21 protein-coding genes are annotated in these 21,504 nt (G+C 56.0%); 8 read left to right on the top strand and 13 right to left on the bottom strand.

Translation table 11 applies throughout. The features are described 5' to 3' along the window. Positions 1-94 precede the first annotated feature (94 nt). The 4 genes from AC1UKS_RS09520 to cmoB all read left to right on the top strand — a co-directional run bounded on the left by AC1UKS_RS09520 (position 95) and on the right by cmoB (position 3,244). On the top strand, positions 95-919 hold the full coding sequence (locus AC1UKS_RS09520; RefSeq protein ID WP_482436614.1) for a DUF72 domain-containing protein: 825 nt from the start codon (positions 95-97) through the stop codon (positions 917-919). Between the two features lie 105 nt (positions 920-1,024). Continuing rightward, complete coding sequence (locus AC1UKS_RS09515) at positions 1,025-1,420, top strand: MAPEG family protein (RefSeq protein WP_013202533.1); 396 nt, start codon at positions 1,025-1,027, stop codon at positions 1,418-1,420. A gap of 115 nt (positions 1,421-1,535) precedes the next feature. Next, a complete protein-coding gene (gene cmoA / locus AC1UKS_RS09510; RefSeq protein ID WP_482436612.1) occupies positions 1,536-2,276 on the top strand; it encodes a carboxy-S-adenosyl-L-methionine synthase CmoA in 741 nt (246 codons plus the stop codon). After that, positions 2,276-3,244 carry a tRNA 5-methoxyuridine(34)/uridine 5-oxyacetic acid(34) synthase CmoB gene (gene cmoB / locus AC1UKS_RS09505; protein ID WP_482436610.1) on the top strand — a complete coding sequence of 323 codons (969 nt, stop codon included), beginning with the start codon at positions 2,276-2,278 and terminating at the stop codon, positions 3,242-3,244. The genes cmoA and cmoB overlap by 1 nt, the downstream gene beginning before the upstream one ends. A 75-nt stretch (positions 3,245-3,319) precedes the next feature. Here cmoB and AC1UKS_RS09500 read toward each other — a convergent pair whose 3' ends face one another. Beyond that, positions 3,320-3,943 (bottom strand): LysE family translocator, encoded by a 624-nt coding sequence (locus AC1UKS_RS09500; RefSeq protein WP_482436609.1) that lies wholly within the window; start codon positions 3,941-3,943, stop codon positions 3,320-3,322. Positions 3,944-4,147: 204 nt separating this feature from the next. On the opposite strand from AC1UKS_RS09500, the gene AC1UKS_RS09495 reads away from it, so the two are divergent. After that, positions 4,148-5,245 carry a glycerol dehydrogenase gene (locus AC1UKS_RS09495; RefSeq protein WP_482436608.1) on the top strand — a complete coding sequence of 366 codons (1,098 nt, stop codon included), beginning with the start codon at positions 4,148-4,150 and terminating at the stop codon, positions 5,243-5,245. 56 nt (positions 5,246-5,301) lie between these two features. Here AC1UKS_RS09495 and AC1UKS_RS09490 read toward each other — a convergent pair whose 3' ends face one another. After that, complete coding sequence (locus AC1UKS_RS09490) at positions 5,302-6,135, bottom strand: hypothetical protein (RefSeq protein WP_265910712.1); 834 nt, start codon at positions 6,133-6,135, stop codon at positions 5,302-5,304. A gap of 156 nt (positions 6,136-6,291) precedes the next feature. After that, positions 6,292-7,047 carry a copper homeostasis protein CutC gene (cutC, locus tag AC1UKS_RS09485; RefSeq protein ID WP_482436607.1) on the bottom strand — a complete coding sequence of 252 codons (756 nt, stop codon included), beginning with the start codon at positions 7,045-7,047 and terminating at the stop codon, positions 6,292-6,294. A gap of 100 nt (positions 7,048-7,147) precedes the next feature. Between cutC and AC1UKS_RS09480 the strand changes: the two genes are divergently transcribed. Beyond that, positions 7,148-8,308, top strand: a complete 1,161-nt coding sequence (locus tag AC1UKS_RS09480; RefSeq protein WP_482436606.1) for a MalY/PatB family protein — start codon at positions 7,148-7,150, stop codon at positions 8,306-8,308. Here AC1UKS_RS09480 and AC1UKS_RS09475 read toward each other — a convergent pair. Beyond that, positions 8,303-8,869 (bottom strand): VOC family protein, encoded by a 567-nt coding sequence (locus AC1UKS_RS09475; RefSeq protein WP_265910715.1) that lies wholly within the window; start codon positions 8,867-8,869, stop codon positions 8,303-8,305. The genes AC1UKS_RS09480 and AC1UKS_RS09475 overlap by 6 nt on opposite strands. A gap of 304 nt (positions 8,870-9,173) precedes the next feature. Here AC1UKS_RS09475 and AC1UKS_RS09470 point away from each other — a divergent pair, with 304 nt between their 5' ends. Together AC1UKS_RS09470 and argS are read left to right on the top strand one after the other, a co-directional pair. Next, positions 9,174-9,311, top strand: coding sequence for a hypothetical protein (locus tag AC1UKS_RS09470; protein WP_265910716.1), 138 nt, complete (start codon positions 9,174-9,176; stop codon positions 9,309-9,311). 213 nt (positions 9,312-9,524) lie between these two features. Continuing rightward, positions 9,525-11,255 (top strand): arginine--tRNA ligase, encoded by a 1,731-nt coding sequence (gene argS / locus AC1UKS_RS09465; protein ID WP_482436605.1) that lies wholly within the window; start codon positions 9,525-9,527, stop codon positions 11,253-11,255. 71 nt (positions 11,256-11,326) lie between these two features. Here argS and flhE read toward each other — a convergent pair whose 3' ends face one another. The 9 genes from flhE to AC1UKS_RS09420 form a co-directional block, all read right to left on the bottom strand. Then, on the bottom strand, positions 11,327-11,716 hold the full coding sequence (gene flhE / locus AC1UKS_RS09460; protein WP_265910718.1) for a flagellar protein FlhE: 390 nt from the start codon (positions 11,714-11,716) through the stop codon (positions 11,327-11,329). Then, the gene (flhA, locus tag AC1UKS_RS09455; RefSeq protein ID WP_482436603.1) at positions 11,716-13,794 is read right to left on the bottom strand and encodes a flagellar biosynthesis protein FlhA; all 2,079 of its coding nucleotides are present in this window, start codon (positions 13,792-13,794) and stop codon (positions 11,716-11,718) included. Before flhA ends, flhE begins: the two co-directional genes overlap by 1 nt. Next, a complete protein-coding gene (gene flhB, locus AC1UKS_RS09450; RefSeq protein WP_013202546.1) occupies positions 13,794-14,939 on the bottom strand; it encodes a flagellar biosynthesis protein FlhB in 1,146 nt (381 codons plus the stop codon). Before flhB ends, flhA begins: the two co-directional genes overlap by 1 nt. Before the next feature lie 150 nt (positions 14,940-15,089). Next, positions 15,090-15,734, bottom strand: a complete 645-nt coding sequence (gene cheZ / locus AC1UKS_RS09445; protein ID WP_265910720.1) for a protein phosphatase CheZ — start codon at positions 15,732-15,734, stop codon at positions 15,090-15,092. 9 nt (positions 15,735-15,743) lie between these two features. Continuing rightward, a complete protein-coding gene (cheY, locus tag AC1UKS_RS09440) occupies positions 15,744-16,133 on the bottom strand; it encodes a chemotaxis response regulator CheY (protein ID WP_053142652.1) in 390 nt (129 codons plus the stop codon). Between the two features lie 42 nt (positions 16,134-16,175). Beyond that, positions 16,176-17,225 (bottom strand): protein-glutamate methylesterase/protein-glutamine glutaminase, encoded by a 1,050-nt coding sequence (locus AC1UKS_RS09435; RefSeq protein WP_013202549.1) that lies wholly within the window; start codon positions 17,223-17,225, stop codon positions 16,176-16,178. After that, positions 17,225-18,097, bottom strand: coding sequence for a protein-glutamate O-methyltransferase CheR (cheR, locus tag AC1UKS_RS09430; RefSeq protein ID WP_013202550.1), 873 nt, complete (start codon positions 18,095-18,097; stop codon positions 17,225-17,227). Before cheR ends, AC1UKS_RS09435 begins: the two co-directional genes overlap by 1 nt. A 44-nt stretch (positions 18,098-18,141) precedes the next feature. Next, complete coding sequence (locus AC1UKS_RS09425; RefSeq protein WP_482436602.1) at positions 18,142-19,728, bottom strand: methyl-accepting chemotaxis protein; 1,587 nt, start codon at positions 19,726-19,728, stop codon at positions 18,142-18,144. 47 nt (positions 19,729-19,775) lie between these two features. Then, the gene (locus tag AC1UKS_RS09420; RefSeq protein WP_482436601.1) at positions 19,776-21,455 is read right to left on the bottom strand and encodes a methyl-accepting chemotaxis protein; all 1,680 of its coding nucleotides are present in this window, start codon (positions 21,453-21,455) and stop codon (positions 19,776-19,778) included. Positions 21,456-21,504: the final 49 nt, after the last annotated feature.

Genomic DNA, 21,504 nt, shown 5'->3' with positions numbered 1-21,504 from the left:
ATGCGATTGCCGGGCTGGTTCTCCGGCACTTCGCCTTGCACTCCCTCCTTCCGCTCGCTACATTTCAGGCCAGACCGTCAATCAGGGACAGCCGATGAAGCCTTTTTACCTTGGATTGCCACAATGGCAGCATCCTCAGTGGAAAAAACTGGGTATGACTACCCTTGCCGATTACGCCGAGCACTTTAACTGCGTTGAGGGCAATACCACGCTTTACGCCCTGCCCCGACCTGAAATCGTGCAGCGTTGGCATGATATGACCCACGATGACTTTCGCTTTTGCTTTAAATTCCCCGCGACCATTAGCCACCAGGCAGCACTGAAGAACTGCGGTGATTTAACGGCGGCGTTTTTTGCTCTGATGGATCCGCTGGCTGCGCGCCTCGGCCAATACTGGCTTCAGCTTCCGGCCGCTTTCAGTCCCGCCGATTTGCCCACGCTGTGGGCCTTTCTCGATGACTTGCCGGACAGCTTCAGTTATGGCGTCGAAGTGCGTCACGCGGACTTTTTTGCCAAAGGTGAGGCTGAGCGCGAGCTTAATCGGGGTTTACACCAGCGAGGCGTTAACCGGGTGATCCTCGATACCCGTGGCGTTCACTCCGCTAAACCCAGCAGTGCCGCGATTATTGACGCGCAGCGCAAAAAGCCTCAGCTGCCGGTGCATGCGGTGATGACCGCAGATCGGCCGATGGTGCGGTTTATCGGCGGTGACGAGGCGGACGCCAATCTCAAATGGTTCCAGTCCTGGCTAAGCAAGTTACCGCAGTGGCAGGAACAGGGCCAACCCTGGCTGTTTATCCACACCCCCGATATCGCCTTTGCACCGGAACTGGTTTTGCATCTGTGGAACGCGCTACAGCAAGCAATACCCGCCGTTGGCGATCCGCCCAACTGGCCGCAGCAGGACCAGTTATTCTGAGCTAATTCGTAAGATAATTCTTTAACTGTAGGGGTAACGCACTGACAGTCTGGGTTTTCACGGCTATGATGACGCCTTAAAATATTTGTGCCTTTGGGAGTCGGGATGGTCAGCGCCCTGTATGTCGTGCTAGGAGCACTTTTCATTATCAAGTTTTCGCTTGATGTGGTTCGTCTTCGACGCCTGTACCGCGTTTCTCACGGTGACGGCGGTTTTTATGAACTTCAGACCGCCATTCGTATTCACGGCAACGCGGTAGAATATATTCCGCTGGCGGCACTGCTGCTGGTGTTGATGGAGATGAACGGCGCCGATATCTGGATGCTGCATCTGGTGGGGTTATTTTTCTTCCTTGGCCGTCTGCTGCATGCCTACGGTATGCGCACCAGCACGATTTTGTGGCGTAAAAACGGCATGATCATCACCCTGTTGTCACTGCTGGGAATGATTATCCTGAATCTGATCTACCTGCCGTGGGACCTGGTTCTGACCCTGCATTAATCTCTTTGCCGCAAAATTTTCACCTTCCTGCCCGGCAACCGTGGCAGAAAGGGTGCAGCCCGCGCCGCTTTCTGCCAAAATAGCGCCTTTCCGTTTTTCTCCCGGACTGACCACTATGCCTAACCGCGATACGTTGTTCTCCGCGCCAATTGCCAAACTGGGTGACTGGACGTTTGACGAGCGCGTTGCAGAAGTTTTCCCAGATATGATCCAGCGCTCGGTGCCGGGTTATTCAAACATTATTTCGATGATCGGCATGCTGGCCGAGCGTTTTGTGCAGCCCCATACCCAGGTTTACGATCTGGGCTGTTCGCTGGGTGCGGCCACGCTTTCCGTGCGCCGCAACATCAAAGCCGAAGGCTGCAAAATTATCTCCGTGGATAATTCACCGGCGATGGTTGAGCGTTGCCGACGTCATATTGATGCCTTCCGCGCGGACACCCCGGTGGAAGTGATTGAAGCCGATATTCGTGATATCAACATTGAGAATGCCTCGATGGTGGTATTGAATTTCACGCTGCAATTTCTGGAACCCGACGAGCGCCAGCAGCTGCTGAATACCGTCTGGGAGGGGCTTCGTCCCGGCGGTGCATTGGTGTTGTCCGAGAAGTTCAGCTTTGCGGATGCGGATGTCGGTGAGCTGTTGTTCAACATGCACCACGATTTCAAGCGGGCCAATGGCTACAGCGAGCTGGAAATCAGCCAGAAGCGCAGCATGCTGGAAAACGTGATGCTGACGGATAGCGTGGAAACGCACAAAGCGCGCCTGCGCACCGCAGGGTTTGAACACGCTGAGTTATGGTTCCAGTGTTTTAATTTTGGCTCGTTGATAGCGCTTAAAGCAGGTTCGGTCTGATGGATTTCGGTAATTTTTACCAGTTAATAGCAAAACACCCGCTTCTCTCCCCCTGGTTAGAAACCCTGCCCGCGCAGATTGCCACCTGGCAGCGCGAGCAGTTGCATGGCCATTTCAAGAACTGGGATCGTGCCGTTGAATACCTTCCGGCACTGCAACCGGAGACGCTGGATTTACTGCACAGCGTCACCGCCGATGCCAGCCATCTGACCGATCGTCAGCGCGGCGGTATTGAGAAGCTGTTAAGAAATCTGATGCCGTGGCGCAAAGGGCCGTATTCGTTATACGGCGTGCACATTGACACCGAATGGCGCTCAGACTGGAAGTGGGACCGCGTGTTACCACATATTTCGCCGATGGCGGGCAGAACGGTGCTGGATGTTGGTTGCGGCAGCGGCTATCACATGTGGCGGATGCTGGGTGCGGGTGCAAGACTGGTGGTCGGCATCGATCCGATGCAGCTGTTCCTGTGCCAGTTTGAAGCGGTGCGTAAGCTGTTGGGCGACGATCAGCGCGCCCATTTGTTGCCGCTGGGGATTGAGCAGCTTCCGGAGCTGAAAGCCTTTGATAGCGTGTTTTCGATGGGGGTGCTTTATCACCGCCGTTCGCCGTTCGATCATCTCTACCAGTTAAAAAATCAGCTGGTCAGCGGGGGCGAACTGGTGCTGGAAACGCTGGTGATTGAAGGTGGCGACCAGGAAGTGCTGGTGCCGGGCGAGCGCTATGCGCAGATGCGTAACATCTATTTCCTGCCTACCACCGGTGCCTTAAAGAACTGGCTGGAGAAGTGTGGCTTTGAAGATGTGCGGATTGCGGACTATTCGGTCACCAGCACCGACGAACAGCGCCGCACCGACTGGATGACCAGCGAATCGCTGGCCGAGTTTCTTGACCCCAACGATCCGACGAAAACCATTGAGGGTTATCCGGCGCCGCTGCGCGCGGTTCTGGTGGCGCGCAAGCCTTAACCGCCAGGCTCAAAGGTCTCAGCAGAGGTTAACACCGCAGCGGTGTTGACCTCTGCGGCTCACCTCGCAACGCCGTTACCGCCGCGACATTGCCAGCTTCGCGGCAAAGCCAAGAAACACGCAGCCGGTCAGACGATCCATCATCTTCATCACCGCCGGGCGACGCAGCTTTTCGGCAAAATAGTGCGTCGAGGCAATCAGCACGGCGTTCCACACCGTGCCAACCATCACATGGATAAACGCCAGGCCGATACTCCATAGCGCGACGGAACCCCCCGCGGGAATAAACTGCGGCAGGAATGAGACGTAAAACACCCCCACCTTCGGGTTCAGTATATTCCCGAGAAAACCACGCATATAGACGGCACCATAGCCGCTCTGCCTTTTGCTTACGGCCACATCAGCATGAAAATGGGAACGCGGCTTCAGCAGTAACCCTACGCCTAACCACAGCAAATAGGCGGCACCCACCAGCTTAAGAATGTTGTAAGCCATCTCAGAGGCCAGCAGCAGCGCCCCTAATCCCAGGCCCACCGCAGCGCCCCACGCCATACAGCCAGTATTGATCCCCATACTGGTGGTGACGGCTTTTTTCCAACCGTTGGCGGCAGACGTGCGCAGGATCAGCGCGGTATCGAATCCGGGTGTCAGCGTCAGAATAATGATGGCGAACAGAAAGGTCAGTAGTGAAGCGGTCATGGCAGGGTCCTTAACAGGAAATACATATTCTAGCGACATCATCACCACAATCAATCCCTTCGTGGGCGGAAATCAATCACCTGGCGCAACAAATGCGAATGTGAATTTTTTACGTTATGCCGTTTTTTAACAAACCCTGTCACCCCTTAGGGTTCACACTGGCGCAGTCAGACATCTGTTTCATTTCACTGAAAGGAGTCCCACATGAGTAAATTCGTTTTCTCTTCACCGCGGAAATATGTCCAGGGTGCGGGTGTGTTAGCCCAGCTAGGCGAGTACGTCGCAGAGCTTGGCAATAACGCCTTTGTGGTTGCCGATGAGATTGTCTGGGGGCTGATTGGTAAAGAAGCACAGGCTTCTCTTAACGAACACAATATTGAGTTTCACTATCAGCAGTTTAACGGCGAAGCGTCCAGCAACGAAATCAGCCGACTGGCGGCACTGGCTAAACAAGGCGGTGCCAGCCTGGTGATTGGTCTGGGCGGCGGCAAAACGCTGGATACCGTCAAAGCCGTTGCCGATGAACTTAAACAGCCGGTGGTGATTGTCCCGACCATAGCCTCAACCGATGCGCCTTGTAGCGCCCTTTCGGTGATCTATTCCGATACTGGCGTATTCGAAAGCTATCGCTTCTACAGCAAAAACCCAGACCTGGTGCTGGTCGATACGCAGGTATGCGCCCGCGCGCCGGTGCGCCTGTTTGCTTCCGGCATCGCCGACGGCCTGGCCACCTTTGTGGAGGCGCAGGCGGTGAAACGCTCTCACAGTAAATCGATGGTGGGCGGCGATCCGACCATTGCCGGCATGGCGATTGCGGAAGCCTGTGAAAAAACGCTGCTGACCTACGGTTACAGCGCCTGTCAGGCGGTGGAGAAAAAAGTGGTAACGCCGGCGGTGGAAGCAGTGGTCGAAGCCAATACCCTGCTGTCAGGACTGGGCTTTGAAAACGCCGGTCTGGCCGGCGCGCACGCAATCCATAATGGCTTTACCGCCATCGATGGCGATATTCACCACCTGACGCACGGCGAGAAAGTGGCCTACGGCACGCTGACGCAGATGGTGCTGGAGCAGCGTCCGGATGAAGAGATCGCGCGCTACATCCGCTTCTACCGCTCGATTAACATGCCAACCACGCTGGAAGCGTTGCATCTGGAGAAGGAGAGCTGGGAAAACCTGGTGAAAGTCGGCGCGCTGGCCAACAGCGAAGGCGATACGCTTAAAAACCTCAACCCCAATCTGAGTGCGGAAGATATTGCCAGTGCCATTCTGGCAGTGGATGCCTTTAGCCTGACGGTGAAATAATCGCGTCACCCTGTAACAAGGCGGCGGAACCCTCCCGCCGCCTTTTTTATTTCCTGTTACTGCTCCCAGTATTCAAACCGGTAGGCGGCGCTGATATGGCGGTTAATTTCGCCCTGCGGAAACACTTCCTTTTCATGGGCGTAGCTTAAGGTACAGTTCCCCCGATCGTCCCACAGCTGACACTCATCAACCGCGGTCAAGTCGCTGTTGGCGGAATGGGTCAGCGTCAGCAAGCGCTGCTCGCGATCCTGCTTATCATACGACCAGCTCATTTTGCTATTGCCGGAGCTGGAGTTGACTAACTGGTTCTTGTTGTTCCACTGATAGCGAAACACACCGTTAGCCTGCTGGTCGGAGCCTCTGGCCACGCTTTTGATCAACCGCAGACGGGAATCAAAGCTGTTGGTGGTTTCGGTGAACCCCTTCTCGCCCTTCAGTAAAAAGGCATCAGTTGAACTGGTGATAATACCCTTGTTGCCAACCAGATAGTTCACGGTTCCCTGTTTGCGATTCACTTCGACCGGCTGGCCGTCTTTGATCACGAACACCGACATGTCATACACCGATTGCCAGCCGCTGTTAACCCGGGCGATATTCTGCACCATCCGCAGCATCATGCTGCCTTCGCTCTTGTCATAGCTGATGTCCGCCCTGAGCAACGCGCCACAGCGATCGAACTGGCCCAGAATGCGCTTCTGCTGGTTAACATCCTTACCGAATTCACCGACCACCACCTGCTTGATCGGCCCTTTGGCGGTGCCACCCAGCAGCACCAGGCTGTTGCTGTCATTGATCTGCTTCGCCTGCGCAGGACAGATCTCTGCGGCATACGCGGCCGAGACGCCTGCCCACAACATAAAACACCCTGCACCCAGCATGATGATTTTCATGAACAATCTCGTCAAAGAGGAAAGGAATAGCCTAAGTGTAAGGGGAATTTCTGCCTTGCGGGCAGTTTGGGGTGAAAAAAAGCCCCACCAAAACGATGGGGCTTGGTACTTGCAAACATCACGTCGTTTAGTGGCGTGCTGCGCGGCAAAATCGGGTCAGGCAACTCTCACCGGGGGACTGAGCGACAGCGCGACTTTCATCGCTTCGACCATATCACTGTCCACACAGGTGCGACTGAATTCATCGGTTTCTGCCACAGAACTCATAGAGACACCGGCTTTACGGTAGCGCATCGGCGAGGCCACTCTCTGGCTGGCCGAGCTGTGTATTTCGCTCAGACCTGCATCAATGAACTTCTGCAAATTGCCGAGACGGACGCCCGCCCCAGCCATAATGATTGGACCGCGCGTCATTCGGTTAAGTTCCTTAAGCAGCGATAATCCGCTTTCGGCACTCTGTTGCTGTCCTGAAGACAGAATGCGCGCCACGCCGAGATCGGTCAGTTGCTGCAAGGCCATCAGCGGGCTGTGGCAAAGATCGAAGGCCCGGTGGAAGGTGACCGCCATGCCATCGCACAGCGCCATAATCTGTTTCATCCTTTGCAGGTCAATGTGGCCATCAACATCCAGCACGCCGACCACCACGCCCGGAAAGCCCAATTCGCGGATCAGCGCGACGTCTGATTTTATCTCATTAAATTCGTTGGCTGAGAAGCAAAAATCGCCGCCGCGCGGGCGAACAATGGGATGGACGGGCAGCGTCAGCTTTTCACGCGCCAGTTTAAGGCTGCCGGCAGACGGGGTTAACCCACCCTCAGCCGGTGCAGCACATAATTCAACCCGATCGGCTCCGGCTTGTTCAGCAGTCAACGCACAATCGACTCCATAGCAGCATACTTCCAGTTTTAGCATCCCATCCTCCTGTTAATGACTGCTGGCTGGTTGTGAAAATCTTTGCAGGTGTTTAGTCTGACTCAATAACTTCGATTTAATATTAACGGGAATCACTAACATGGCATCCAATTTTAATGAACGGATCGATCGCCGTCACAGCGATAGTCTCAAATGGCAAAAATATGGTGATCAGGATATCCTCCCGCTGTGGGTCGCCGACACCGATTTCCGTTCTCCGCAGTGTATTATCGATGCCCTGACGCAGCGCGTTGAGCACGGCGTTTTTGGTTATGGCAATCCGCCCTCCGAACTGATTGACGTGATTATTGACCGCATGGCTGAAAGGTATCAGTGGGCGATAAAACCTGAGTGGTTGGTGTTCCTGCCCGGCGTGGTCACCGGCTTAAATCTTGCGGTGCGCGCATTGACTGAAGCGCATCAGGGTACCATCGCACCTACCCCAATCTATCCGCCGTTCCGTTCAGCCGCCTCCAATGCCAACCGTAGCCAACTCAATGCGCAGCTTCGTCTGGAAGAGAAACGTTGGGTGATGGACCTGGCGGCGTTAGAGCCACAAATGACTGGCAATGAGAAGTTACTGATGCTGTGTAACCCGCAAAATCCGGGCGGCACGGTGTATCGTCGCGAGGAGTTACTGGAGCAGTGGCGTTTTGCCCAGCGCCACGATTTGATTGTCTGTTCAGATGAAATCCATTGCGATCTGCTGCTGGAGCCCGGCGCGCAGCATATTCCTTTTGCCTCGCTGAATGAGGATGCCGAGCAGCGCTCTGTCACGCTGCTCTCCCCGTCCAAGACCTTCAATATTGCGGGCCTGGGTGCTTCAGTGGCGATCATTCCGGACAGGGAGCTACGCAAGCGTTTCACCCGGCAACGTCAGGGACTGGTGCCGAGCGTGGATATTCTTTCGTATGTTGCCGCTACGGCGGCCTGGCGTGACGGACAGCCGTGGCTGGATGAGCAGCTGGCCTATCTGCGGGAGACGCGTGACCTGCTGACGCAGCGCGTCAATGCCATACCCGGTCTGTCGATGGTGGCACCTGAAGCCACGTACCTGGCGTGGATTGATGCCAGTCAGCTGAAGGCCGCCAGTCCGGCGCTGTTCTTTGAACGTCACGGACTGGGCTTTTCACCAGGCCGTGACTTTGGCGACGACGGTTATGTGCGCCTGAACTTCGGCTGCCCGCGCGACTTTATCCACGAAGCCCTCCGACGCATGGAAAATGCCGTGCGCACCCTGCCGCGTCTTAACCTGTCATAACTCGCTTTCAACCACCTCTTTCAGGCTCCAGGGATGGAACTTGATGGTGACCGAACCGTCAGTGATCGCCAGCGTGGGATTGGGAAGACGTTCCCCTTCGCCCTTTGGCGCGCTGCTTTTGATGGAAATTCCCTGCTGAATCAGTCCCGCATCTGAGCACAGCGCCAGCGCGCGCGATCCCAATTCTTCAGGATCACCACGCAGCACCACTTCGATATGCTCCCATCCTTCGTGGCGATACAGGCGATTTCCTGGCCACGGGAGTTCAACAACGCTTATCTTCCAGGGGCCAACCGACAGCGGCGACTCCAGTTCAAAAAGGGCCACAGGACGTCCGTTGATTTCTTTTTCAGAAAACAGCACGCCATGCTGCATAAAGCCAGATTTCCAGCGCGCTGCGGTGGTGTTCTGGTTACAGCGCACGGCAATATGGTCAACCTCAAGCTGCGTCAAATCCAGTTCTAATCGATCCGCTAATTGGTAAAGAGAGTGTAAAAAACGGGGTAAATCATTAGACAAATCGTTTAATTCTTCTGCATTTTTACCTGAAAACAGCGCCATTCGGCCTCCTTACTGTAGTTTGCTTAATCATTGCTTTGCGACGCCGTCTCATTATCGGACCAGCGAATGTTATGGAACCTGTGAATTTATTGATTAATGTGCTCGTACATAACGATTTTTAACACAAATACTCAGTTTTAGCTGGTTCAGGACCAGCGTATTATTTAGAAAATGTCTTTTAACTTTCTGTTTTAGTTTAGTTAAATTTATACAATGCGACTATTCCTAAATCCCTGCCGGGACGTTGTAGGGTATTGTGGATTCTTATAGATTTGTTCCCACCCTCACACAAGGAAAATGCATAATGCTTATGTATATTTTAGTTGCAGTGCTGATTGCGATGATGGGGTTTGCTTTGGCCCGCCATTGGAAGGTACGTAATGATAAAAGCACCATTGCCAGCCCGCATCGCCCTCACCGCGTAGCCCGTCGCCGTTCCTGACTATTTTGGCGGGAAACAGACACAGTACTGTTTCCCGCCGCCCTCGCTTCATCTGCCGATGATCAGGTTCCTGGATAACTCCGCCTGAAATGCAGTATACTTTTCCCCTTCTTTTTTGGCGGTGCCAGTGTACAACAGATCGCTCTGTGGCCTGGCGTCGTTCAGCATGATGGCTTGCCCCGACGCAGGCTTTTTAGCATATAAGGTAACCCGGTGAATATTCAGGCTCTTCTCTCAGAAAAAGTCAGTCAGGCGATGATCGCAGCAGGGGCTCCGGCCGACTGCGAACCGCAGGTAAGACAATCAGCCAAAGTGCAGTTTGGTGACTACCAGGCGAACGGCATTATGGCAGTGGCCAAGAAGCTGGGCATGGCGCCCCGACAACTGGCGGAAGAAGTCCTTAAGCATCTCGATTTGACCGGAATTGCCAGCAAAGTAGAGATTGCCGGTCCCGGCTTTATTAACCTGTTCCTTGATAAGCAGTGGCTGTCCGCGCAGGTTGATGCGGTTACCGCCGCGCCGCGCCTCGGTGTTGCGTCGGTGGCACCACAAACCGTGGTGATTGACTACTCTGCGCCAAACGTGGCGAAAGAGATGCACGTCGGTCACGTCCGCTCCACCATCATTGGTGACGCAGCGGTGCGTACGCTGGAATTCCTCGGCCACAACGTGATCCGCGCGAACCACGTCGGTGACTGGGGCACCCAGTTCGGCATGCTGATCGCCTTCCTCGAGAAACAGCAGAACGAGCATCACGAAGAGCATGCGCTGGCGGATCTGGAAGTGTTCTACCGCGAAGCGAAGCGCACCTATGATGAAGATCCGGCCTTCGCCGAGCGTGCGCGTGGCTATGTGGTTAAGCTGCAGGGTGGCGACGAATACTGCCGCACCATGTGGAAGAAGCTGGTCGACATCACCATGGCGCAGAACCAGATCATTTATGACCGCATGAACGTGACGCTGAGCCGCAAAGACGTGATGGGTGAAAGCCTGTACAACGATATGCTGCCGGGCATCGTCGCCGATCTGACCGCGAAAGGTCTGGCGGTGCAAAGTGAAGGCGCCACCGTGGTGTTCCTTGACGAGTACAAGAACAAAGATGGCGACCCAATGGGCGTGATCATCAAGAAAAAGGATGGCGGCTACCTCTACACCACCACCGATATCGCCTGTGCGAAATACCGTTATGAAACCCTGAAGGCGGATCGCGTGCTGTATTACATCGATTCCCGTCAGCATCAGCACCTGATGCAGGCGTGGACCATCGTGCGTAAAGCCGGTTACGTGCCTGAGTCGGTGCCGTTAGAACACCATGCCTTTGGCATGATGCTGGGCAAAGACGGCAAGCCGTTCAAAACCCGCGCGGGCGGCACCATTAAGCTGTCCGATCTGCTGGACGAAGCGGTCGAGCGTGCCACTAAGCTGGTTGGCGAGAAGAACCCGGACATGCCAGCCGACGAGCTGAAGGCGCTGGCGAACAGCGTCGGTATCGGTGCGATCAAGTATGCCGACCTGTCCAAGAGCCGCACCACCGATTACATCTTCGACTGGGACAACATGCTGGCCTTCGAGGGCAACACCGCGCCGTATATGCAGTACGCCTATACCCGTGTGCTGTCGGTGTTCCGTAAGGCGGGGATTGATGAGTCCGGCGTCACCGGTCACGCGCAGATCGTCGAAGATCGTGAAGCGGCGCTGGCGGTGCGTTTGCTGCAGTTTGAAGAAACCATCACCCAGGTTGCCCGTGACGGTACGCCACACGTGATGTGTGCTTATCTGTACGATCTGGCCGGCCTGTTCTCTGGTTTCTATGAGCACTGCCCGATTCTGACAGCCGACGATGAAGCCACTAAACAGAGCCGCCTGAAGCTGGCGCTGTTAACGGCGAAAACCCTGAAACAGGGTCTGGATACGCTGGGTATCGAGACGGTAGAAAGAATGTAACCGCCATACGGCAGGATCAAAAAAGGGGACGATGTATAATCGTCCCCTTTTTTGATCCTGCCGTTCAGCAATCAGTGGTAGTTGACCATCACCTGATTACTGATCACCCGCAGATCCCTGTTTAATCGCCCTTTCCCCTGCACGCCGTAAACAAAATGCAGGCTCTGGTTAGCGGCAAGGTTGCTCAGGCCACGGGTTGCGCCGCTGGCACCGTCGAGCGCCACACAGCGGGTTTCGGCACACAGGTGCACCATCATGCCTGAAGGCACCGGGCCGTTAACCACATAGCGCCAGGCCACTTCGGTGATCGAACCGTCCACCGCTTCAGACGCGGTCAGCGCCGGAGATGCCGCCTGCATCCCGCGATTTTGCAGGCCAGGCCCGATCGAGCTGGCCTGCCAGGCACCGCCGGCGGCCAGGGCAACGCCCGGCAAACAGAGCAGCAGTAGCAGCATTTTCATCAGTGACCTCCAATGGTCGACGTCATGCGGATATTACGGTTATCGCTCAATTCCAGATTCGAGATCACCATCAGCTGCGGCATATTGCGGCGCAGGAAGCGGGCCAGCAACGCACGCAGCGGATGGTTAACCAGCAGCACCGGCGGTGCGCCTAATGATTCCTGATGATCCAGCGCGCCCTGCGCCTGCGCCATCAGACGATCTGCCAGGCCCGGCTCGAGTCCGCCACCGCCCTGCAGCGCCTGCAGCAACAGACGTTCCAGGGTGGTATCAAGCCCGATCACCTGTACTTCACCGGTACCCGGGAACCACTGCTGGGTAATGGCGCGGCCCAGTGCAACGCGAACCACCGACGTCAGCTCATGCGGATCGGTTTGTACCGCAGCGTGCTCCGCCAGCGTCTCAATAATGGTGCGCATATCACGGATTGAAACGCGCTCGGCCAGCAGGTTTTGCAGCACCTTATGCAGCGTGGTCAGGGTAATTACCCCTGGGATCAAATCTTCGGTCAGCTTTGGCATCTCCTGGGTCACGCGATCCAGCAGCTGCTGCGATTCCTGACGGCCAAACAGCTCGCTGGCGTACTGACCAATCAGGTGGTTCAGGTGTGTTGCTACCACGGTACTGGCTTCCACCACCGTAAAGCCCTGGATTTGCGCCTGCTCTTTCAGCGCACTGTCAATCCAGGTGGCCGCCAGACCGAAGGCCGGATCGACGGTCGGTTCGCCCGGCAGCGTGCCGGCGGCGGTGCCGGGGTTGATCGCCATCCAGCGGCCAGGATAGGCATCGCCGCTGCCGATTTCGACGCCTTTCATCAGGATACGGTAGCGCGCAGGCGGCAGATCCATATTGTCACGGATATGCACCACCGGCGGCAGGAAGCCCATCTCCTGGGCGAATTTTTTACGGATACTGCGGATACGGCCCAGCAGCTCACCATCCTGCTGATGGTCGACCATCGGGATCAGGCGGTAACCGACTTCCATGCCCAGCGAATCTTCCAGCTGCACATCGCCCCAGGAGGCTTCGGTATTGGAAGAGGCTTCAACCTGTTTGGTTGGTGCCGGTGCTGCCGCTTTCGGTTTGGTCTCTTTCCCGCGCAGGTACCAGGCGAGGCCCAGCAAGGCAGCGGTGAACAGCAGGAACACCAGGTTTGGCATGCCAGGCACCAGACCTAACAGACCCAGAACGCCGGCGCTCAGCATCATGACGCGCGGGTTTTTGAACAGCTGGGTAACCATCTGCTCGCCGACATCCTGATCGGTGCCGACGCGGGTGACGATCACACCGGCTGCGGTTGAGATCACCAACGCCGGGATCTGCGCAACCAGGCCATCACCGATGGTCAGTAGCGTGTAGCTTTCCGCCGCGTGTCCCACGTCCATTCCGTGCTGGATAACGCCCACTAACAACCCGCCGACCACGTTAATCACCATGATCATGATACCGGCGATGGCATCACCACGAACGAACTTACTCGCACCGTCCATCGAACCGTAGAAGTCTGCTTCCTGGGTCACATCAGAACGGCGTTTTTTCGCTTCTTCTTCGCCAATCAGGCCGGCGTTAAGGTCGGCGTCGATGGCCATCTGTTTGCCGGGCATGCCGTCGAGCACGAAACGCGCGCCCACTTCGGCGATACGGCCCGCACCCTTGGTGATAACCATAAAGTTGATGATCACCAGGATGATAAACACCACGATACCGATGGCGAAGTTACCGCCCACCAGGAAGTGACCGAAGGCTTCAACGACCTGTCCGGCCGCACCGGCGCCGGTGTGGCCTTCCATCAGAATGATACGGGTTGAGGCCACGTTCAGCGCCAGGCGCAGTAACGTTGAGAACAGCAAAATGGTGGGGAAAGCGGCGAACTCCAGCGTTTTCTGGGTGAACATCGCCACCAGAAGCACCATGATCGACAGCGCAATATTAAAGGTGAACAGCAGATCCAGAATGAAGGGCGGCAGCGGCAGCACCATCATCGACAGGATCATCAGAATCAATACCGGCCCGGCCATCACCTGCCATTGGGTATCTTTAAAATTCGGTAACCGTAATATTGCGGCCAGATTCGCCATTAGTCTTCATCTCTTATGACAATATCCAGTCCTTCCGGGACGGTTAAATTGTCAGGTTTTTTCGGGGCCAGGCCACCCTCCAGCTTCCAGCGACGGAGTTGCCAAACCCAGGCCAACACTTCTGCAACGGCGGCATATAACGTTCCCGGAATATGCTGACCAATCTCACTGTGTCGGTATAAGGCACGCGCCAGCGGCGGTGCTTCTAAAATCGGAATGCGGTGTTCTTTGCCCAACTCACGGATGCGCAGGGCAATCTCGCCGGCCCCTTTCGCCACCACTTTCGGCGCGCTCATCTTGCGTTCGTCGTACTGTAAGGCCACGGAATAGTGCGTCGGGTTGGTAACGATCACGTCGGCCTTTGGCACATCCGCCATCATGCGTCGGCGGGCGGCGGCGCGCATCTGCTGACGAATGCGGCCCTTCACGTGCGGGTCACCTTCCTGCTGCTTGTACTCATCGCGGATATCCTGGCGCGTCATGCGCAGGCCCTTGAAGTAACTGTACAGCTGCCAGAACACGTCAAACATCACCATCGGCGACAGCCCAAACACCACCAGCACGCTACACATCGCAATCATATTTAACGAATTGGCTAAGGCGTTATACGGTGATTCGCTGATCAGTCGCAGCATATCGGGCCAGTGATGACGGATATACAGCCAGGTGACGCAGCCGACCAGGATCGCCTTCAGCACCGACTTCAACAGCTCTGCAGCCGTCTGGCCTGAGAACAGTTTGCCGATGCCCTTAATCGGGTTCATCTTGCCAACATCAAACTTGATGGCTTTACCGCTGATTACCACGCCGCCCAGCAGCATCGGTGCGGCAATCGCCACCAGCACTAAACCGGCCATCATCGGGATCAGCGTGAAGATCCCCTGCTGCACCAGGTTGCCCAGTAAATGCAGCATCTGGCTGGTATCGCTGACCACGGAATGGTTGAATTTGAGCCCATCGGCCAGCAGCGCGCCGATCTTTCGTGCCATTGTCGCCCCGGTGATCCACAAAATACTCAGTCCCGCCACCAACATCAGCACGGAGGTCAGCTCGCGCGAACGCGGAATTTGCCCTTCTTCTCGTGCTTTTTCTATTCGGTGGGGGGTTGCGGATTCGGTCTTTTCCTCTTCGCTGTCTCCGGCCACGGCAGCTTACCTTCAATACGGAATTTCAGGTGCCAGCATGCCAAATTGGCGCAGGGATAATGCCGCGAGTAAACGCGTAAAATGGGGGTTATTTGCGGGATGGTAAAAATAGCAGGAGCTGGCGGGCGCCAGCTCCTGTCACAGACAAGCTTAAAACCCGAGGCTGTCCAGTAAATCGTCCACCTGATCCTGATTCGCCACCACGCCAGGCGCGGCACCGTTAATCTGCGGACCATTGAGCAAGCTGTCCACATCCTTCTTCGGACGGGAAGCCTGTTCTGGCATGTTATCCAGCAGCACCATTAACAGCTGGCGCTCGATTTCCTGGATAACGTCCATCATGCGCTTGATCACCTGACCGGTCAGGTCCTGGAAATCCTGTGCCATCATGATTTCCATCAACTGGGCGTTGGTGAAAGAGGTATGTTCAGGCACAGACTCCAGATAGCCACGGGTATCCGAAACCAGAGAGCGGGCATCCGCCAGTTCGATAGGATTTTCAAACCATTCATCCCAACGGCCTTTCAGCGCCTTCGCTCCATCTTCCATCAGCGTCTGACGTGGCTGTGAAGCTTCCACGCAGTTCAGCGCGCGTTCTGCCGCCTGAGCGGTCATTTGCACTACGTAATCCAGGCGGTCGCGGGCATCCGGAATTGCTTCCGCCGCTTCAGCAATAGCTTGATCCAGTCCCAATTCACGCAGGCTGTCGCGTAACATCCGCGTCAGCGAACCAATTCGGGAGATAATGTCGTTGGCAGAAGCCGCATCAACATTTGGTGTCGGAAGTGTGCTCATCTCGGCTCCTTACATACCCAGCTTTTCGAAGATTTTGCCTAACTTCTCTTCAAGGGTCGCTGCTGTAAAAGGTTTAACGACGTAGCCGCTGGCACCAGCCTGAGCAGCCGCAATAATGTTCTCTTTTTTGGCTTCCGCCGTGACCATCAACACCGGTAACTTGGCCATACCCGCATCGGCACGGATGGTCTTCAGCAGTTCCAGACCGTCCATGTTGGGCATGTTCCAGTCAGACACCACGAAATCAAATCCACCGGCACGCAGCTTGTTCAGCGCATCCACACCATCTTCAGCTTCTTCAACGTTGTTGAAGCCGAGTTCTTTTAACAGGTTACGGACGATACGACGCATCGTGTTGAAGTCGTCGACCACCAGAAACCGCATATTTTTATCAACCATACCCACTCCCGTTTTTTTGTAGCCCGCTGGACGGGCGCTGCGTTAAATACGTAATGCCTGTCCGGCGCTAATTTTGGCCAGCATGTGCTGACTGATTTGGTGAAGATCCACCACTTCACTGGCTCCCCCGAGGGCGATTGCCTCTCTTGGCATGCCAAATACCACACAACTTGCTTCGTTCTGGGCGATGGTCCAGGCACCTGCCTTGTTCATCGCCAGCAATCCGGCGGCCCCGTCGTTACCCATACCGGTCAGGATCACCCCGACGGCGTTACGACCGGCGTACTGCGCCACCGACTTAAATAAAACGTCCACCGACGGTTTATGACGATTTACAGGCGGTCCTTCGTTCAGTTTGACCTGATAGTTCGCTCCGCTGCGCACCAGCTCAAGGTGCATGGCACCCGGCGCGATGTACGCGTGGCCTGGCAGAATGCGCTCACCGTCTTCCGCTTCTTTCACCGTAATTTGACAGAGCTTGTTCAGGCGCTCGGCAAATGAACGGGTGAAGCCAGGAGGCATATGCTGAGTAATCAACAGTGCCGGGCTGGTCGCCGGTAACGGCTGCAGCACATGGCGAATCGCTTCGGTTCCGCCGGTGGAGGCACCAATGGCGATCAGCTTTTCACTGCTCAACAACGGGCCAGCTTTCAGCATCACCGGCGCAGGCTGCGCGCCACGCGCATGCAGTTTTGCTCGGGAGGCCGCGCGGACCTTATCGGCAATCATCTGGCTGTAGGCCAGCATGCCTTCACGGATCCCCAGCGACGGCTTGGTAACGAAGTCCACGGCACCCAGCTCCAGCGCGCGCAGCGTCACTTCCGAACCCTTCCCGGTCAGCGACGACACCATCACCACCGGCATCGGCCGCAGGCGCATCAGCTTTTCCAGAAAATCCAGTCCGTCCATGCGTGGCATTTCCACATCCAGCGTCAGCACGTCCGGGTTGAATTCTTTGATCATGTCCCTTGCCACTAAAGGATCCGGTGCCGAGGCGACCATCTCCATATCTGCATGGCTGTTAATGATTTCTGTCATCAGCTGTCGCATCAATGCAGAGTCATCAACACATAACACTCTGATTTTTCCCATTATCTTTCCTTAGTCAGTCCGTAGACTGTCTGGCCGCGCAGATAGAACTCTTTACTGATCTGGCTAAAGTTCTCGGAGTGACCGGCGAACAGGATCCCACCGGGTTTCAACATCGAGACAAAACGCCGTAAGATCTTTTCCTGTGTTTCTTTATCGAAATAGATCATCACATTACGGCAAAAAATGGCGTCGAACGGGCCCGGTAGCGCCCAGTCGCTGCCCAGCAGATTCAGCTGAGCAAAATTAATGGTGTTGGCCAGTTCGGGACGGACTCTTACCATCCCGGAATGCGGGCCGGTGCCCCGGAAGAAGAAACGTTGCAGCTGCTGTGGAGACAGCGTGCGTAGCTCTTCCTGGCGATAAACACCGCTCAGCGCCTTCTCCAGCACCTGCGTATCAATGTCGCTGGCATGGACCTGGAATTTCCCCGGCCCTGCGCCCAACGTTTCCGCCAGCGTCATGGCGATGGAGTACGGCTCTTCACCCGTTGAGGCCGCCGCACACCAGACGTTAAAACTGCCCGCCCGGCGTTTGGCGTGATCGGCCAGAATCGGGAAGTGGTGCGCCTCACGGAAAAATGCCGTCAGGTTAGTGGTCAGCGAGTTAATAAATGCCTGCCACTCCGGGCTGTTGGAATCACTCTCAAGCAGCGCAAGGTAACGACCGAAATCGTCGATACCCAACATCCGCAACCGCCGGACCAGCCGGTTGTAAACCATCTCCCGCTTGTGATCGGCGAGAACGATGCCAGCACGCTGGTAGATCAACTGACTGATACGCTTAAAGTGCGTATCCGATAACGGCAGGCGCTGAACCATCTGGGACAGCAGCGTGGCGTTCTCCTGCGGGGCTAACAACGTCGATTTTTTCATGTAGGGCTACCCTGCAACGTACTGATTAAGGGGGTAAAACACAGCTATATTCCCTGTATGCCGTCCGGATAACCTGACTGGCCTTCTGCGTCGAGTGTAAATCTGGTCACCGTGCCCGTCAGATGGTCAGCTTGAGCTTCAAGGGCTTCTGTGGCTGCTGCCGCTTCCTCTACCAGCGCGGCGTTCTGTTGTGTTACCTGATCCATCTGGCTGACTGCCTGTGCAACCTGCTCAATGCCGCGACGCTGTTCATCAGAGGCTGAAGCTATTTCGCCCATGATGTCGTTGACGCGCGTCACCGACTGCACAATCTCGTCCATGGTTTCGCCGGCTGAAGCCACCAGCACCGCGCCCTGATCGACGCGATCCACCGACGCTTCAATCAGCGCTTTAATTTCTTTTGCCGCCTGCGCGCTACGTTGCGCCAGGTTGCGGACTTCGCCGGCCACTACCGCAAAGCCTCTGCCCTGCTCGCCGGCGCGTGCCGCTTCCACCGCGGCATTCAGCGCCAGGATGTTGGTCTGGAACGCGATGCCGTCAATCACCCCGGTAATATCGCCAATCTTCTTCGAGCTGCTGGCGATCTCACTCATGGTGGTGACCACTTTGCCGGTCAACTGGCCGCCTTTATGGGCGGTGGTTGAGGCCTCTTTTGCCAGCTGAGAAGCCTGGCGGGCATTTTCGGCATTGCCGGTCACGGTAGCGGTCAGCTGCTCCATGCTGGCGGCGGTTTCGGCCAATGACGCGGCCTGCTGCTCGGTACGGGCAGACAAATCGTTGTTGCCGGACGCAATCTCACGGATGCCGGTGTGCATGGCGTGCGTGCCATCACGTACGCTGCTGACCGTCTCTGCCAATGATTTCTGCATGGCGTTGAGGCTGATAAACAGCTGGCTGAGCTCATTACGCCCTTCCGTTTCGATGGTGCCGCCCAGGTTGCCCGAGGCGATACGTTCAAAGTGGCCACGCATTCTGGACAGTGGCGCGATAACCGCACGGCGCACCCACCAGATACCGCTGAAGGTCACTAACAGGCAGAGCACCACCGCCACGATAAAGATAATTTTCGACTGGGCATAAAAGCCTTTCCCGGCCTGGTTAGCGTGTTCGCGCAGCAGATCGATATGCTTCATCCACTGGTTGTACTGAACCTGGAATTTGTCCTGCTTGCCCTGCGTCGGCGAGTCGAGGAAGTCCTGTAACTGGTAATTCTGTAAATAGGCAATCAGCTGAGAAAGCTCGTGGGCATAAACGTCATAGGCCTCATTCATCGACTTTTTCAGCGCGCCACCTGCCGGTGTGGTTTCCGGGATAGCGTTGAAGCGCTTAAAAGCATTATCGGCAGCATTCAGATCTTCCTGAGCCTTTGCCATCAAACTTGTTACCTGATCGCGCGGTAAACTCAGTGCGGCACGCGTTCCGGCGCGGCTCAGCGTGACGCGGGCGCTCAGTAACGCCGCCCATGTTTCCCCCAGCGCTTCACGCTGATTACTGCTGACTTCGACGTCCTGCAAGTTGCGGGCATCAAGGCGGAAAGAATTAAAAGACAAACCGTTACCGACAATCTGCATCACGCAGAACAACCCCAACAGCAGGAAAATTGCGGTAGAAATACGTATACGACTCACCATTAAAGCCTCCAGGTTTTGCCGCCCAAGATGAGCGGCAAAAAAGTCTGTTAGAAAGTTTCCCAATTATCGTTGGATGTCGGTGCGGCCAGCGCTTTACGCGGTGCGGCTGCCGGCATTAACAGTGGGTTTTTATTTGCCTTACTGGTATTAACGGCCTGGATGACATTTTCTTTACGAATTCTGAACACGGCGACCGCCTGCGTCAGTCTGCTGGCCTGTTCTTCCAGCGCGGCGGCGGCTGCCGCAGACTCTTCCACCAGCGAGGCGTTCTGCTGGGTGACGCGGTCCATCTCGGTCACGGCGGTGCCCACCTGGTCGATACCCTTGCTCTGCTCGTCCGACGCCGAGGCGATTTCGCCCATGATGTCGGTGACGCGGGTCACCGCGCTGACGATGTCGGCCATGGTCTCTCCGGCGCTTTCAACCAGCACCGAGCCGGTATCGACGCGGGCCACGGAATCTTCAATCAGCCCTTTGATCTCTTTTGCCGCCTGCGCGCTGCGCTGGGCCAGGTTACGTACTTCGCCTGCCACTACCGCGAAGCCACGTCCCTGTTCACCGGCACGGGCCGCCTCGACCGCGGCGTTCAGCGCCAGGATATTGGTCTGGAAGGCAATGCCGTCGATGACGCTGGTAATGTCAGCAATCTTCTTCGAGCTTCCGGCGATGTCGTTCATGGTTTTCACCACGCCATCCACCACCTTGCCGCCTTTCTGCGCGGTTTCTGACGCGCTCAGCGCCAGCTGAGAGGCCTGACGGGCGTTCTCGGCGTTCTGTTTCACCGTGGCGGTCAGCTGCTCCATACTGGCGGCAGTTTGCTCCAGCGAGGCCGCCTGCTGTTCGGTACGCGAGGAGAGATCGTTATTGCCGGCGGAGATTTCGCTGGCGCCGGTATAAATCGCATCGGAACCGTCGCGGACATCGCTCACCGTGCGGACCAGCGACTGCTGCATTTCGCGCAGGCTGTCGGCCAGCTGGGTCATTTCGTTGCGCCCTTCTGACGCGATCGACTGGGTCAGATCGCCGCTGGCGATATGGCGGATATGTTCGATATTGGTGCGTAACGGACGCAGCAGGATCTTATAGATGCCGCTCCAGGCCAGCGCGATCACCAGCAGAGAGATCACCAGCACCGCAAACAGCAGCCACAGGGTATGCTTGTAAGCGCGGCTGTTAGCCTCAACACCCTCGGCGGTCAGCCGGTTATTGGTTTCCAGCCAGTCGTTATAGGTTTTTTCAAACTGATTCTGATAGCTCTGGGTTGGCTGAGCGATAAAGTCGGTGAACTTGCCGGTCTGCATCATCACAATCAGGTCGGCCAGCGCATCGTGCAGCTGCTTATAATTGGCATGCAGCTGCTTGATGTTCTCGGCGGTTTTGCCCTTCTCAGACAGATTGGCGTCAAATACCGCCATCGAGTTATCGGCGATATCCAGCTCTTGCTGTACCAACACCAGCAGTTCCTTCACCGTGGCACCCGATCCCATCTGATTGGCATCCTGCAGGTAGCGGATCCCGGCGCGGTTCAGGGTATTACGCGCCTGAACCAGAGAGACCCAGGAGGTGCCCATTGACTGCTGCAACACACGCAGACGTTGGTTAAACGCAAAATTATCTTTGTCATTCTTGACCGTATGGAAAAACAATCCGCCGGTGCCAAACTGCAGCAACGCAAACAGCACCAGTACGCTGACCAGGCCGGTAACAACCTTTATCCGTTTGAACATGACTACCTCAGGAAGGGGAAACAACTGGCACTGTTATCGGCAAAGGGAA

The organism is Erwinia sp. AK-PDG3-5, from assembly GCF_056821705.1.
Note: the sequence above shows the minus strand (reverse complement) of the source record. Positions and strands in the feature narration are given on the sequence as shown.

Coding starts and splice junctions, on each gene's coding strand:
- AC1UKS_RS09520 (WP_482436614.1), top strand. CDS start 95: ATGAAGCCTTTTTACCTTGGATTGCCACAATGGCAGCATCCTCAGTGG.
- AC1UKS_RS09515 (WP_013202533.1), top strand. CDS start 1,025: ATGGTCAGCGCCCTGTATGTCGTGCTAGGAGCACTTTTCATTATCAAG.
- cmoA (WP_482436612.1), top strand. CDS start 1,536: ATGCCTAACCGCGATACGTTGTTCTCCGCGCCAATTGCCAAACTGGGT.
- cmoB (WP_482436610.1), top strand. CDS start 2,276: ATGGATTTCGGTAATTTTTACCAGTTAATAGCAAAACACCCGCTTCTC.
- AC1UKS_RS09500 (WP_482436609.1), bottom strand. CDS start 3,943: ATGACCGCTTCACTACTGACCTTTCTGTTCGCCATCATTATTCTGACG.
- AC1UKS_RS09495 (WP_482436608.1), top strand. CDS start 4,148: ATGAGTAAATTCGTTTTCTCTTCACCGCGGAAATATGTCCAGGGTGCG.
- AC1UKS_RS09490 (WP_265910712.1), bottom strand. CDS start 6,135: ATGAAAATCATCATGCTGGGTGCAGGGTGTTTTATGTTGTGGGCAGGC.
- cutC (WP_482436607.1), bottom strand. CDS start 7,047: ATGCTAAAACTGGAAGTATGCTGCTATGGAGTCGATTGTGCGTTGACT.
- AC1UKS_RS09480 (WP_482436606.1), top strand. CDS start 7,148: ATGGCATCCAATTTTAATGAACGGATCGATCGCCGTCACAGCGATAGT.
- AC1UKS_RS09475 (WP_265910715.1), bottom strand. CDS start 8,869: ATGGCGCTGTTTTCAGGTAAAAATGCAGAAGAATTAAACGATTTGTCT.
- AC1UKS_RS09470 (WP_265910716.1), top strand. CDS start 9,174: ATGCTTATGTATATTTTAGTTGCAGTGCTGATTGCGATGATGGGGTTT.
- flhE (WP_265910718.1), bottom strand. CDS start 11,716: ATGAAAATGCTGCTACTGCTGCTCTGTTTGCCGGGCGTTGCCCTGGCC.
- flhA (WP_482436603.1), bottom strand. CDS start 13,794: ATGGCGAATCTGGCCGCAATATTACGGTTACCGAATTTTAAAGATACC.
- cheZ (WP_265910720.1), bottom strand. CDS start 15,734: ATGAGCACACTTCCGACACCAAATGTTGATGCGGCTTCTGCCAACGAC.
- cheY (WP_053142652.1), bottom strand. CDS start 16,133: ATGGTTGATAAAAATATGCGGTTTCTGGTGGTCGACGACTTCAACACG.
- AC1UKS_RS09435 (WP_013202549.1), bottom strand. CDS start 17,225: ATGGGAAAAATCAGAGTGTTATGTGTTGATGACTCTGCATTGATGCGA.
- cheR (WP_013202550.1), bottom strand. CDS start 18,097: ATGAAAAAATCGACGTTGTTAGCCCCGCAGGAGAACGCCACGCTGCTG.
- AC1UKS_RS09425 (WP_482436602.1), bottom strand. CDS start 19,728: ATGGTGAGTCGTATACGTATTTCTACCGCAATTTTCCTGCTGTTGGGG.
- AC1UKS_RS09420 (WP_482436601.1), bottom strand. CDS start 21,455: ATGTTCAAACGGATAAAGGTTGTTACCGGCCTGGTCAGCGTACTGGTG.